The following is a 13,629-nucleotide window of genomic DNA, read 5'->3' as shown; positions in this document are numbered from 1 at the left end:
AATGCCGTTTTTGTCACAAGTCAGGATCCTATGATCACCCTCAACCAGATTGAACTACTTCGGGGCGGCCGCCCCCTGTTAAAAGATGCCAACGCCACCATTCACGGCGGCCAGAAAGTGGGTCTGGTGGGGAAAAACGGCTGTGGCAAATCCACCCTGTTCGCCCTGTTCAAGGGCGAGCTCGGCATCGACAGCGGCCAGTTCAATCTGCCCGCAGACTGGCAACTGGCCAGCGTGGCCCAGGAAACCCCGGCACTGAGCTGCTCGGCGCTGGATTACGTAATTGACGGCGACCGGGAATATCGTCGTCTGTGCAAAGAGCTGGTGCAGGCAGAAGACCGCCACGACGGCATTGCCATCGCCGAGCTGCACGGTCGGCTCGACATTCACGGCGGCTACCATGTACATGCCCGCGCCGCCGAACTACTGCACGGTCTGGGCTTTTCCAACGAGGCCCAGGGCCGCCCGGTCAGCGCCTTTTCCGGCGGTTGGCGCATGCGTCTCAACCTGGCCCAGGCACTGATTTGTCGTTCCGATCTGCTGCTGCTCGATGAGCCCACCAACCACCTGGATCTGGACGCGGTGATCTGGCTGGAACGCTGGCTGAACAGCTATGAAGGCACCCTGATCCTGATTTCCCACGATCGGGACTTTCTCGACGCCGTGGTCAACCGGATCATCCACATCGAAAACAACCAGCTCAACGAATACACCGGCAATTATTCCGACTTCGAGCGCATGCGGGCCGAGCAGCTGGCCTTGCAACAGTCCATGTTCGAGAAACAACAGCGCGCGCTCAGCCACATGCAGGACTACGTGGATCGCTTTCGCTACAAGGCGAGCAAGGCCAAGCAGGCCCAGAGCCGGCTCAAGGCCATGGAAAAAATGGAGCGCATCCTGCCGGCGCACGTAGACTCGCCGTTCAGCTTCAGTTTCCGCGCCCCGGCCAGCCTGCCGATTCCCCTGATCGCGATGGAGAAGCTGTCTGCCGGCTACAACGGCAAGGCCATATTGTCCGACATCAAGCTCAACCTGGTGCCCGGCTCGCGCATCGGTCTGCTCGGCCGTAACGGCGCCGGCAAGTCGACCTTTATCAAGCTGCTGTCCGGCGAGCTGACGCCGATGTCGGGCAAGCTGGAAGCCAGCAACGGCATCTCCCTCGGTTATTTTGCCCAGCACCAGCTGGAAAGCCTGCATCTGGAAGAGTCGCCACTGACTCACCTCGCCCGACTCGACCCCAAGGCCACCGAGCAGAGCCTGCGCGATTATCTGGGCGGTTTCGACTTCAGGGGCGATCAGGTCAAGGATCCGGTCGGTCCCTTCTCCGGCGGCGAAAAGGCCCGGCTGGTGCTGGCGCTGATCGTCTACCAGCGCCCCAACCTGCTGTTGCTGGATGAACCGACCAACCACCTGGATCTGGACATGCGCGAAGCGCTCACCCTGGCGTTGCAGGTGTTCGAGGGTGCCATGGTTATCGTGTCGCACGATCGCCACCTGCTGCGCGCCACCACCGATGAGTTCTATCTGGTAGATAGCGGCCGGGTACAGCCGTTCGATGGCGATATCGAAGATTACCATCAGTGGCTGGTGGCGAAGGACAAGGCGGCCCAGCCGGAGTCGACCAGCAGCGCCGGCGACAATTCGGCCCAGAATCGCAAGGCGGAAAAACGCCGTCAGGCCGAGCTGCGCCAGCAGACCCAGCCACTGCGCAAGGCCATCAGCAAACTCGAACAGCAGATGGAGCAGTGCCAGCAACAACTGGCCGATATCGAGCAGAGCCTGGCCGACCCGGACATTTACGCCGCCGAGCAAAAAGCCAACCTGCAGCAACTGCTGAAGGCGCAAATCCCCTTGCAGCAAAAACTGGCCGAGGTGGAAGCCGAGTGGCTGGAGTTGCAGGAGCAACTGGAAGAGCTGGAGCAGGCATGATGCTGCCCGGCGCCGACCAGCTCTGGCAGTTCAGCGAACAGCATTATGCTCGCCCCGGCGTGGCTCAGGCCTGCCTGCAACTGCAGGACGAACACGGCGCCAACGTCAATCTGCTGCTGTTGCTGTTGATGCTGGAAGAACGCGGGTTAGGGGTCGATCCCACCCATTTCCTGCCCCTGTTGCAGCAGCGCCAGGGACTATTCAGCCAGTGGCGCGGGCTGCGCCGCCGGCTCAAATCCCGGCTCGACAACGAAGATTATGTGCAGCTGTTGCAGCATGAGCTGGAGCTGGAACGCTGGCAGCAACAGGAGCTGCTGCGAGTGCTGGAACAGCATCCGCCCCAGCCCGGCAGCGGCTGCCTGCTGACCTACCTTACCCTGTTGCAGGTGGCCGATGCGCCGCTGTGGCAGCTTAAACTCGCCGGTTAATACGGACACCTTTCATGCTTAGCTATCGTCATGCCTTTCATGCCGGCAATCACGCCGATGTCATCAAACACGCGGTGCAGGCCCTGATCCTCGAGGCGCTGTGCGTCAAGGACAAGGGTTACAGCTACATCGACACCCACTCGGGTGCCGGCGGCTATGCCCTGGATCACGAGTGGACCCAGAAAAAGGCGGAATACCTGGGTGGTATAGCGCCGTTATGGCAACAACGCCGCAAGTGGCCGCAGCTGGCCGGTTATTTTGCCGCCATCGAGGCCATGAACCCGGGTGATGCGCTCGACTTCTATCCCGGCTCGCCCAAGGTGGCGGAGCACTTTCAGCGGCCGCAAGACAGTCTGACGCTGATGGAGCTGCATCATAACGAGGTGGACCTGTTGCGCCAGAACATGGGCCCCGAGGCGGCCATTCATCACCGCAACGGCTTTGAAGGGCTGCCGGCATTGCTGCCGCCCACGCCCAAGCGTGGCCTGGTGCTGATTGATCCGCCCTACGAGCTGAAGGATGATTACCAGACCGTGGCCACGACCCTGGCCAAGGCCCACAAGCGCTGGCCCATCGGCATCTATGCCATCTGGTATCCGCTGCTGGCCAAAAACGTGGATCGCAGTGGCGCGCTCAAGGAGGCGTTGGCCAACTGTGGCTTCGAGCAGGTATTGTGCGCCGAGCTCAGCGTCAGCGCGCAAGCCGACGACTTCGGCATGTACGGCTCCGGCATGATAGTGCTGAACCCGCCCTGGAAGCTGGATGAACAGCTGAGCGAGCTGCTGCCGCGACTGAAAGACACCCTGGCCCAGGACAAGGCCGCCGACTGGAAACTGGAGTGGCTGAAGAAAAGCGATAGCTAAGAAACTCTCCCGACTGAAACAAGCTTCAGAAAGGAGAGCGAAGGGCCCGCTCCGCCGACTCGCCGTAAATACATCCGTGTAGGCTCAGCCGCGCCATCCTTGGCGCGAATGGTCGGCTGAGCAGATCCCTTTGCCCTCCCTGATGCTCCTGCGTCGCCTGTTGGCGTCGTCTACAGACAACTCGGTGCTCGAGAAGAGGCAACAGAGATCGACTACCACGACCGTGAAATGCCATGGAAGGCATTTCCCGAGCCCTCAGGGATGAGTTTATGGCGTGTCGTGGGAGGCGGCTGTGTTGCCTCTTTGCTACAGTATGGCCAACAAAAAAGCCGGTAAGGTCGTCAACATGACAACCTTACCGGCTTTTTCATTTCTGCAGTTTACCAAGACTCCGGTTTACTGGTTCTTGTTCAGTACCGGGCAGGCGTACATCGACAATACCAGATCGCGTAATTCGGCCGGAATTCGAGCCATATGCAGCTCGAATGCCTCGGCGGCAGCGGGATCCACCTGAGCAGTCTGGCCGGCGGCCAGCAGGTTATTCGGAAAAAGGTGATAGTTGGCATGGATCTGCCGATCGATGGCCGTCGCCAGTTGATCCGCATTGTCGAACTCGCCACGCACCGGCTCGCCAAAGCTCACGTGAACCCGCCCCTTCTGGCCGACGATACCCTGCACTATGCTCTGTACGTCTTCGAACTCGCTTTTCTCATAGGCGCCATGGGTCGCCTTGGCGTAAAGCTCGCGTGCCTTGGCAACATCACCGGGATCGTATTCGTATGAGATGGAAACCGGCACCAGATTCAGGCTCTTGATGTAGTCGTCGAAGGGAATTTTCTGCCGCTTGCCTTCCATGTAGAACATCTTGAGGATGGCCGGATCGGTTTTATCGTTACCGTCCTTGGCGCGCCCTTCTTTCTGGGCAATCCAGATGGAATGGCCGTCGTCGAGGGAGTGGCGCAGGTAGGCCGACAGTTCGCTGAACGCCTTCATCATTTCCCGCGGGCCCTTGGCCGAACGCTTGACGATAAAGCTCTTGTTCAGCTTCATCAGCTCGGCGGCACAGGGCTTGCGCAACAGGTTGTCGCCGATGGCGATGCGTACCGTGTCCAGGCCGTTGGTGTGCAGGCCCCAGTTGACGAACGCCGGATCCAGCGCAATATCACGATGATTGGAAATAAACAGATAACCCTCGCCCGGCTTGAGCTTATCCAGACCGGAATAAGTGACGCCCGAGGTGGTGCTCTTGATCATCTTTTCCATGTAGGTCGCCACTTCCAGCTGGATCTGGCGAACGCTGTCGAGCTTGCGCCAGCGCCAACTCAGATACAGGCGGATCAGCGCCTTGACGAGGGGGCCACCGATGCCGCTAAGGGTGGAAAAACGGTATTTGGCGATGGCACCGATAAATTCGTCGTCGCGGATCAGCCGTTGAATAGCACCGGCAACTTCGTCGTCCCGGTAGGGACGAATATCTTTAAACAAATCTGTGTCTGAAACCATGACAATCTTGGGGTCCTGGGGCAAAAAACGCCCAGATTTTACACCCTTTGGCGGCAAACTCTAAGGATAATGCGTAAAAACCGCCTTAACGCCAGATCATCAGCACACTGGCCGCGGTCAATATGGCCATCACCAGATTAAAACGCCGCCAATCCTGCGGCGTATGCAGCCAGCGGCGCAGATGAATGCCGAACAAGGCCCAGACATGGCCGGTGATAATGCCGAACAACAGAAATATCGCCAGCACCCCGATAGCAGAAGCCCAGTACTGCTCGCCGGCCAGGGTAAAACCGCTGATGGCCGACACCGCCATCAACCATGATTTGGGATTGAGAAACTGAAACAGCGCCCCCTGTCGCCAGTCCATGCCCGACGCGCTTACGCCGGCCACGGGCGGGCTGGCGCGGCCAATTTTCCAGGCCAGCCATAGCAGGTAACCACTGCCAAGAATCTTGAGCGCCCATTGCAAGGCCGGCCACAACAGAAACAGCTGCCCCAGCCCCAGGGCGGTGAGCAGCATCAGCAGCTGCAGGCCGAGCATAATGCCCAACAACAGCTTGAGGGTGGGGCCATAACCGAAGCGAGTACCGGAGCTGGTAAGCAACATATTATTGGGCCCCGGCGTGCCACAGGCAGCCAGGGCAAAGCCGGCGGCGGAGCCGAGCAGGGCGAGATCCATGATGTACTGGTCAAATAACGGTTGAAGAGCCTTGTTTTACTCGATTTTCTGCTCGGCGCCCAGTATTTTATCCGCTCATGGTTTTATCGACTTATGGTTTTATCAACATTAATACCGTCCCGGTGGCGTGCCACCCCAGTGTAATAACAGGACACTATGATTCACCCCAGCCGCTTTCATTCCCCCTGGTGGGCCCGTAATCCGCATGTGCAGACCATTATGGCCAAGTACCTGCATCGCTCGCGTATCGACACCCGCCGCGAACGGCTGGAGCTGCCGGACGGGGATTTTGTCGATCTGGCCTGGGCACTGCCGATGCTGAACGAACACCGGCCGCTGGTGCTGCTGTTTCATGGTCTGGAAGGCTGTGTCGAGTCTCATTATGCTCGAGGCATGATGGCGGCCCTGCACCAACAGGGCTGGCAGCCGGTGCTGATGCATTTTCGCGGTTGCAGCGGCGAACCCAATCGCTACCTGCAGGCCTATCATTCCGGCGCCATTGAAGATCCGCATTATGTGCTGGAGCTGCTGCGCCAGCGCTATCCGGAACGGCCGATAGCGGCCATCGGCTATTCGCTCGGCGGTAACATGCTGATCAACTATCTGGCCGAGCACAAGCGTCATCCCTTGTGCGCCGCCGTGGTGATATCGGCTCCGCTGCAGTTGTCGGCCTGTGCCGATCGCATCAACTCGGGTTTTTCCCGCTTCTATCAGCGCTATCTGCTGGGCCGAATGAAATTCAACTGGCAGCAGCGGCTGCGCCGTCATCCCCATCATCGCTGGCAGGGCAATCTTGCCCGCATCAACAGCCTGCGCGAGTTCGATGACAAGGTCACGGCGCCGATACACGGCTTTAACGATGCCGAAGATTATTACCACCGCTGTTCCGGTCTTTACAAGCTGTCGAAGATCAGCACGCCGACGCTGATGATCCACGCCGCCGACGATCCCTTCATGAACGATACGGTGATCCCCGACGCCAGCGAGCTGCCGCCGGCGATCACCTATGAACTGAGCCGCACCGGCGGCCATGTCGGCTTTATGCATGGCCAGCCCTGGCGCCCCCGCTACTGGCTGGAACAGCGGGTGCCCGAGTGGCTCGCCAAACAATGGCCCCCCTATCAGGAAAAAGCATGATTATTCCATTTACCGAATTGAGCGAAGACACGCTCAATAATCTGATCGAACAATTCGTACTGCAGGAAGGCACCGAATACGGCGACCGGGACATCTCGCTGAATGAAAAACTTATACAGGTTAAACAACAACTTAAATCTGGCGATGCGGTCATTGTCTACAGCGAGCTGCACGAAAGCGTTAACATAGTACCGGCGGACCGGTTCAATCACAAACCTTGACCTGCCCCCGGCCCACTGCGTATAAACATTCACAGTTTAATCAATTTCAGGGTTCCTTATGTCTGCCAAGCACCCCATTATTGCGGTTACCGGCTCCTCGGGTGCCGGCACCTCGACTTCTACCGAAGTCTTTCGCTCCATGTTCGCCCAGCTCGGGGTCAAGGCCGCCATGCTCGAAGGGGACAGCTTTCACCGCTATACCCGTCCGGAGATGGACGTGGCGATTCGCCGTGCCCGGGAGCAAGGCAGACATATCAGCTATTTCGGACCGGAAGCCAACGACTTCGAGCTGTTAGAGCATTTTTTCAAGGAATATGGCAATACCGGCGTCGGTCAGTTTCGTCGCTATCTGCATACCTTCGACGAAGCGGTGCCCTTCAATCAGATGCCGGGTACCTTTACCCCCTGGCAGCAACTGCCGGAAGACACCAACCTGCTGTTTTACGAGGGGCTGCACGGCGGCGTGGTCACCGAGGAGCAGAATGTAGCGCAGCACGTGGATCTGCTGATCGGCATGGTGCCGATCGTCAACCTGGAGTGGATCCAGAAGCTGATCCGCGACACCGCCGAGCGCGGTCATTCGCGGGAAGCGGTCACCGACTCCATCGTGCGTTCGATGGAGGACTACATCAATTTCATCACCCCCCAGTTTTCCCGCACCCACATCAATTTTCAGCGGGTACCGACGGTGGATACCTCCAACCCGTTCAGCGCCAAGGTGATCCCCAGCGCCGACGAAAGCATGATGGTGATCCGTTTTCGTGGCATCAAGAACGTCGACTTCCCCTATCTGCTGGCGATGATCGACGGCTCCTTCATGTCCCGACGCAACACCATAGTGGTGCCCGGCGGCAAGATGGGCTTTGCCATGGAGCTGATCCTGCGCCCCATGCTCGAGCGATTACTGGAAACCGGCAAGATCCGTTAACCAGACTACCTCTGTCGCCGACCGGATGGCAGCATAAAGAGGCAACAGAGTTGCCTCCTCCGACACGCTTCAAGTACGTCCATGTAACGCTCAGCACATGACATCCCTGTCATGTGACGGTCGGCTGAGGCACCCTCTGTTACCTCTTCTGGAACACCGAGTTTCCTGCAAATGGCGCCAACCGGAGACGCCGGTGCCGGAGCATCGAGGAGGGCAAAGGGATCTGCTCCGCCGACCTTCTGTTTCAGGGATGAAACAGAGAGCGTACATGGAGGTATTCACAGCGGGTCGGAGGAGCGGGCCCTTTGTCCGACTCTCCTTGATTACTCAGGCGTTACGGATCTCAAAGGAATGCTCGACGGTGACCGCCTTTTCCAGCATCTTCATCACCGAGCAGTACTTGTCCATCGACAGCTCGACGGCCCGGGCCACCTGCTTCTCGGCCAGCTCCTGACCGCTAACCACAAAGTGCAGCCGAATGGCGGTAAAGACCCGGGGCGGATTCTCTGCCCGGTCAGCGTCCAGCTCCACGTAACAGCCGGTAACCTGCTGGCGTCCCTTTTCCAGAATGGACACCACATCGATGGCGCTGCAACCACCGGCGCCCAGCAACACCGCTTCCATCGGGCTGACGCCCTCGCCCGGGTTGGTGCCATCCAGCACTATCTTGTGTCCAGACTCGGATAACCCCTCAAAACGCATTCCTTCCAACCAGGTAACCTTGGCTTTCATAACATTTCCTCGCTAAAAAACCGCATATTAACCTATCACCGAAAAGACAACGAGCAGGATAAAAACTCCAAGCCTCTTGATGGTAGGCCACAAGCCTTTTATGCTAACCGAATTATTTACACCACAAGACAGGCAGCCTGCTTGCAAGGCGTTCAGCCCGAGTCAATCAAGAGGAAAACCCATGGTTATTGGCAAGCCCCAAAGTGACCCTACCCTGGAATGGTTTTTGTCACATTGCCATATTCATAAATATCCGGCAAAAAGCTCCCTGATCCACGCGGGAGAAAAAGCCGAAACGCTCTATTACATCGTCAAGGGTTCGGTTTCCGTGCTGATAAAAGATGAAGACGGCAAGGAAATGATCCTGTCTTATCTGAATCAGGGTGACTTTATCGGTGAGCTGGGGCTGTTTGAAGAAACGGATAATCCACTGCGTACCGCCTGGGTTCGTGCCAAATCTCCCTGTGAAGTGGCCGAGATTTCCTACAAGAAGTTTCGTCAGCTGATCCAGGTGAACCCGGAGATTCTGATGCGGCTGTCGGCTCAGATGGCCGAACGACTGCAAACCACCAGCCAGAAAGTGGGTGATCTGGCCTTCCTCGACGTGACCGGTCGCATCGCGGAAACCCTGCTCAGCCTGGCCCGTCAGCCCGATGCCATGACCCATCCGGACGGCATGCAGATCAAGATTACCCGTCAGGAAATCGGCCAGATCGTCGGTTGCTCGCGGGAAACCGTGGGCCGTATTCTTAAAATGCTGGAAGAGCAGAACCTGATCTCCGCCCACGGCAAGACCATAGTGGTATTCGGCACCCGTTAAACCGCCCTTTCACCACAGATAACCGAAAAACCCGGGATTTCCCGGGTTTTTTAGTTTGTTAACAAAGGCAAACTATCAGTATCGAATCTAGCGACTGGTAAAACAGCTTCGCCTATTCGAAGGAACTGACCATTTAGTCAATTTATTGCTCGTTCCCGGACATGGACACGAATAAAAAATCCGGGAAAGCCCCGGATTTTTTATTTAATCAATCAAGCCGTACCGGTCACGCAATATGGCGATGATATCCGCCTTGGGATTATCGGACAATGTCAGCTTCTGGCCGGTAATTTTCTCGGCAATACCGACATAGGTGCGGGAAATATCCATCAGCACCTCAACCGGCAGCGCATTGTCACGCGCCAACGCCTCCCGCTCGGGCATCCGCTCTTTATTGAGCAGAATATCCGGGTCCGGGAAATGCTTGAGCAGCAGCTGGCGGAAGTCCTCTTTCGAGTTCTCCACAATACGGCCGTCGCGATAGGCGGGGCCGTCCCAGATTCGGGACGAGTCGGGGGTACCCACTTCGTCCATGTAGATCAGTTTCTCGTTGCCTGCGGCATCGGTGACATAGCCGAACTCGAACTTGGTATCGACAAACACCTGATCGATTTTGGCCAGCTCCTCGCTTATCACCTCAAAACCTTCTTTCAGCAGCCGCTCGTAGTGGGCAATATCATCCTGACTACGGAAGTTGAAGGCGGCGAAGTTGTCTTCGATATTCTGACGAGTGATGTTGACGTCGTCCGCCTCCGGCACGCCGGGAATACCGGTGAGAATGCCCTTGGTCGAGGGGGTCATCAGCAACTCCGGCAGCTTCTGGTCTTTTTGCAGACCATCCGGCAGACGAATGCCGCAGAATTCGCGCTCACCCTTGGCGTAGCTGCGCCACATGGAGCCGGTGATGTACTGACGGCAGATGGCCTCAATCTTCACCGGAGTCGCCTTCTGTACTATCCACACGAAGGGATGCGGGATATCCAGAATATGGCTGTCGGCCAGGCCCTGCTCGCGGAACAGCTTGAACCAGTGGTTGGAAATGGCGTTGAGCGCCGCGCCCTTGCCGGGCACGCCCTGCATGCCACCCTCGCCGTGCCAGATGCAGTCGAACGCCGAGATGCGATCGCTGATCACCATGATGGCCAGCGGCGCATCGGCGGCCACGTCATAGCCTTTTTCCTGGATCAGCCGGCGGCTGTCTTCTTCGGTCAGCCAGTATACAGAGCGTACCTTGCCACTGTGCACCGGCTGGTGGGTACGGATCGGAAGGTCGTTGTTAACGGCCAATACCTTGTCTGCGAGACTCATCGCGTGTGTCCTGTGTGTGGAGTGTTGAAACGCTGCCAAACACCGCCGCCGGGTTATTGTATTTATATCGAAGGGCGAGGCTGCCGGCCGCGCTATCTTATCAGATGTGAGAAAGCGGCAATAGCCGCTGCAGCACCAGCAGCAGCGACGGCGCGGTGGGCGCCAGCCACCAGCATGCCGCCAGCAGAGAGAGCAGCAACAGGTTGGCCAGCGGAGAGCGCCATTCGGTGATTTTGAGCGCGGTGCCGAACGATTTCTTCAGTCGCCGCCCTTCCAGATCGATGCTGTACAGCTCGTCCAGCAGCAAGTGGATCATGGCACCGATAAACACGAAGATACCCAGCTGCCAGGCCAGCTCGGCCGGCAACTGAAATAAACGAGAGCTAATCACCACACCACCGCCGGCAAACACCAGGTTGGCCAGCAGCGAATGCAGGGTACCTCTGTGCACGGTAAAGCGGGCGAAGGCCCAGCACAGGGGATAACGCACCAGCACATAGGCGACCGCCCCCAATACCAGGGTGTCGACCAGCGGCAGGTATTGTCGGCCATACAGCAGCGCCAGCATGGTGCCGAGAATGCCGAACAGGCGGAAGATGATACGAATGGAGCGGGACGTATCGGCATCGATATCCGGCAGTATCCCTCCCAGTGTACCCGCCAGCCACAACAGGCCCGCCTCGGGCAGGGTCACCAGCTGCGCCCAGGCCAGCGACCCCGCCAGCAGGCCGCTGGCCACCGAGGCCACCTGAATATGCGTTCTGAAATCCGCCATCGACTACCTTCCCGGCTGAAAAGGCGCCGAGTGTAGCATGTGAATACTGGATAAAAAAACAGGGCCTGAATGGCCCTGTGATGGTAAGCAGACAACGTCGGAGCTTAGAAGCTCAGCTGGCCTTCCAGCATATAGGTGCGGCCGGGCATGGGCACGCGACCGATGGGGCTGACATCGGCGCCACGGAAGTAGGCATCGTCGTCCAGCAGGTTGTTGACACCCAGACCCACATTCAGGGTCATGTCGTTGCCAAGCGGAATGTCCCGGCCCAAACGAGTATTGACCAGGGTATAGGACGGCAGCTCGCCCTTGCTGCCATTGGCAGTTTCGGTAACGGTATTATCCGCATCGCTGAAGCTCGCGGACGCATACAAGGCACTGGCACTGGCGGTCCACAGGCCGGTCTGGTAAGTGGCGTTGGCGCTCACATGGTGTCGCGGTGCGTTGGGCAGTTCTTTGCCCCGGTTGGTACCGGTTCGTTGTTCGCTGTCCAGCAGGGTATAGCCCAGTCCCAGCGCCAGCTGGTCGGTGGCCTGCCAGCGGCCTTCCAGCTCGATGCCCTGTTGGCGGGTCTCGCCCAGGTTTTCATACACACTCTGCGCCTTGTTGTACTGGATTTGATCCTGGTAATCGATACGGAACAAAGTGGCTGAAGTCTGCAGGCTGTCGGTCGGCTGCCAGCGCGCGCCCAGTTCGTAGTTCCAGGCGGTTTCGTTGGCCACCGCGCCCTCACGGATCACCTGAGCGGTCTGTACCGGTACCAGGGAGCGCTGGGCATTGGCAAACAGGAACACCTGGTCGCTGGCCTGCAGGCCCACGGTCAGGCCGGGCAACCATTCGGAGGTATGGTTATCGCTGATGGCGCCGGAATTATCGTCCCGGTAATCGGTGCGCACTTCTTCGTAACGGATACCGGGGGTGATGGCCAGACGATCATCCAGCAAACTGATGGTGTCGCTGACATAGGCGGCATAGGCGTTGGTGACGAATTCCCAATCCCGCACCTGATCGTTGTAACTGCCGTCGGCCAGGGTCAGGCGGTTGACGTCGAATTCCACCTCTTCCCGCACATAACGGCCGCCCAGCATCAGGGTGTGATTGTTCAGCTGTTTGGTCACCCGCGGCTCGGTGCCGTAAACGTTGAATATGCGGGGTGAATCGGCCACGACGGTGGATGGATTGGCTGGATCGCTCCAGTTATCCCAGTCGGTGGAGTCCTGACCAAAGAAGAAGGTTCGGTCCGCCCGATGGGCGAAGTTGCGCCACTGGACTTCCAGATCGTCGCTGGGGGTATGGATCCAGGTCAGGTTGGCGCGCCACATATCGGCGTCGTAGCCATCATGAGGCCGTTGCGACTGGTTGCGGTTCGCCTCATAGGCGGTGGGGCTCAGGGCGCCGGGCAGATCGGCGGTCACGTCATAATACTGCAGCTGGGCCTTGAACTCGTTGATGTCGTCCGCGAAGTAGTCCACATCGAGAATGTAGTTCTGCACGTCGGTGGCGGAGTGATCGCGAAAGCCGTTGCCCTGCTGCAGGTTGGCCTGGAACTGCAGGCCCAGGTTGTCGGTGACGAAGCCGCCCACCCGGTAGTAAGTATCGGTCATCACATGGCCGGTATCCTCGGCGATCAACAGCCGCTCGCGCAGGGTCTGCTCCATCTGATTGGGAATCGGTTTGGTGATCAGATTCAGCACCCCGCCCACGTTGTTGGGGCCATAATGCACGGCGGCGCCACCACGAACCATATCCACCGCTTCCAGGCTGGGCAGGGTTACAGGAAACAGCGACACGCCCACATTGGTATAGGGACCGATGGCAATCGGATAGCCGTCTACCAGCAACTGCACCCGCTCGCTGCGCAGCGGGTTCAGGCCGCGCACCCCGATATTGGGCAAAATGCCGGTGCCGGTTTCATCCAGCACCTGAATGCCGGGCACCTGGCGCAGGGCATCTTCCAGGTTGAGGGCGCCGCGTTCGTGCAGCTCTTCGCTTTCCACCACGTTACGGGCCCCGGTGTAGGTTTTGGCGCTTTCTTTGGTCGGAGTACCGAGCCAGTCGCCCTCCACCACCACCTGCTCCAGCTGGCTGATGGCAACGGCCTCGGCGGCGGCCAGCGGCATAGCCGGCAGTAACGCCAGGCTCACCAGAACACTTAACGGACGGCGATGAAACCCGGCGGAGCGATTCACTTTCCCTGCAAAACCCATAAGATAAACCCAAATGATAATGATTGATATTTGGGTATTATTTTTTATTGGGTTTATTAATTCAATAAAAAATTGAACTTTTTATCATCTTCGTTGACC

13 protein-coding genes are annotated in these 13,629 nt (G+C 58.3%); 7 read left to right on the top strand and 6 right to left on the bottom strand.

The window, feature by feature from the left end; all coding sequences use genetic code 11:
- The first annotated feature begins 30 nt into the window (after positions 1-30).
- Genes ABD827_RS02775 through ABD827_RS02765 form a run of 3 tightly spaced genes read left to right on the top strand, consistent with a single transcriptional unit; the run spans position 31 to position 3,220 of the window.
- On the top strand, positions 31-1,929 hold the full coding sequence (locus tag ABD827_RS02775) for an ABC transporter ATP-binding protein (protein ID WP_344962134.1): 1,899 nt from the start codon (positions 31-33) through the stop codon (positions 1,927-1,929).
- Entirely contained in the window at positions 1,926-2,357 is a 432-nt protein-coding gene (locus ABD827_RS02770) for a TIGR02444 family protein (RefSeq protein WP_344962132.1), read from the top strand. Before ABD827_RS02775 ends, ABD827_RS02770 begins: the two co-directional genes overlap by 4 nt.
- A gap of 14 nt (positions 2,358-2,371) precedes the next feature.
- Positions 2,372-3,220, top strand: a complete 849-nt coding sequence (locus ABD827_RS02765; RefSeq protein WP_344962130.1) for a 23S rRNA (adenine(2030)-N(6))-methyltransferase RlmJ — start codon at positions 2,372-2,374, stop codon at positions 3,218-3,220.
- Positions 3,221-3,616: 396 nt separating this feature from the next.
- Here ABD827_RS02765 and ABD827_RS02760 read toward each other — a convergent pair whose 3' ends face one another.
- Positions 3,617-4,723 carry a 1-acyl-sn-glycerol-3-phosphate acyltransferase gene (locus ABD827_RS02760; protein ID WP_344962128.1) on the bottom strand — a complete coding sequence of 369 codons (1,107 nt, stop codon included), beginning with the start codon at positions 4,721-4,723 and terminating at the stop codon, positions 3,617-3,619.
- An 85-nt stretch (positions 4,724-4,808) separates the two neighbouring features.
- A complete protein-coding gene (locus ABD827_RS02755; protein ID WP_344962126.1) occupies positions 4,809-5,402 on the bottom strand; it encodes a LysE family translocator in 594 nt (197 codons plus the stop codon).
- 156 nt (positions 5,403-5,558) lie between these two features.
- On the opposite strand from ABD827_RS02755, the gene ABD827_RS02750 reads away from it, so the two are divergent.
- Genes ABD827_RS02750 through ABD827_RS02740 form a run of 3 tightly spaced genes read left to right on the top strand, consistent with a single transcriptional unit; the run spans position 5,559 to position 7,688 of the window.
- Positions 5,559-6,539 (top strand): hydrolase, encoded by a 981-nt coding sequence (locus ABD827_RS02750; RefSeq protein ID WP_344962124.1) that lies wholly within the window; start codon positions 5,559-5,561, stop codon positions 6,537-6,539.
- Complete coding sequence (locus tag ABD827_RS02745; RefSeq protein ID WP_298715979.1) at positions 6,536-6,760, top strand: YheU family protein; 225 nt, start codon at positions 6,536-6,538, stop codon at positions 6,758-6,760. The genes ABD827_RS02750 and ABD827_RS02745 overlap by 4 nt, the downstream gene beginning before the upstream one ends.
- A 58-nt stretch (positions 6,761-6,818) precedes the next feature.
- Positions 6,819-7,688: a phosphoribulokinase gene (locus ABD827_RS02740; RefSeq protein ID WP_298715981.1), complete on the top strand. Its 870-nt coding sequence runs from the start codon at positions 6,819-6,821 to the stop codon at positions 7,686-7,688.
- Between the two features lie 327 nt (positions 7,689-8,015).
- Here the strand turns inward: ABD827_RS02740 and ABD827_RS02735 are convergent, their stop codons facing one another.
- Positions 8,016-8,420 carry an OsmC family protein gene (locus ABD827_RS02735; RefSeq protein WP_344962122.1) on the bottom strand — a complete coding sequence of 135 codons (405 nt, stop codon included), beginning with the start codon at positions 8,418-8,420 and terminating at the stop codon, positions 8,016-8,018.
- A gap of 181 nt (positions 8,421-8,601) precedes the next feature.
- Between ABD827_RS02735 and crp the strand changes: the two genes are divergently transcribed.
- The gene (gene crp / locus ABD827_RS02730; RefSeq protein WP_298715984.1) at positions 8,602-9,240 is read left to right on the top strand and encodes a cAMP-activated global transcriptional regulator CRP; all 639 of its coding nucleotides are present in this window, start codon (positions 8,602-8,604) and stop codon (positions 9,238-9,240) included.
- 204 nt (positions 9,241-9,444) lie between these two features.
- Here crp and ABD827_RS02725 read toward each other — a convergent pair whose 3' ends face one another.
- The 3 genes from ABD827_RS02725 to ABD827_RS02715 all read right to left on the bottom strand — a co-directional run bounded on the left by ABD827_RS02725 (position 9,445) and on the right by ABD827_RS02715 (position 13,467).
- Positions 9,445-10,548, bottom strand: coding sequence for a phosphoribosylaminoimidazolesuccinocarboxamide synthase (locus ABD827_RS02725; protein ID WP_344962117.1), 1,104 nt, complete (start codon positions 10,546-10,548; stop codon positions 9,445-9,447).
- 100 nt (positions 10,549-10,648) lie between these two features.
- Positions 10,649-11,323 carry a metal-dependent hydrolase gene (locus ABD827_RS02720; RefSeq protein WP_298715988.1) on the bottom strand — a complete coding sequence of 225 codons (675 nt, stop codon included), beginning with the start codon at positions 11,321-11,323 and terminating at the stop codon, positions 10,649-10,651.
- A gap of 104 nt (positions 11,324-11,427) precedes the next feature.
- Complete coding sequence (locus ABD827_RS02715) at positions 11,428-13,467, bottom strand: TonB-dependent receptor family protein (RefSeq protein ID WP_344962115.1); 2,040 nt, start codon at positions 13,465-13,467, stop codon at positions 11,428-11,430.
- Between the last annotated feature and the right edge of the window lie 162 nt (positions 13,468-13,629).

The sequence above is a fragment of the Oceanisphaera sediminis genome, assembly GCF_039539745.1.
In the GTDB taxonomy this organism is placed as follows: domain Bacteria; phylum Pseudomonadota; class Gammaproteobacteria; order Enterobacterales; family Aeromonadaceae; genus Oceanimonas; species Oceanimonas sediminis.
This window is presented reverse-complemented; position numbering and strand designations above follow the sequence as displayed.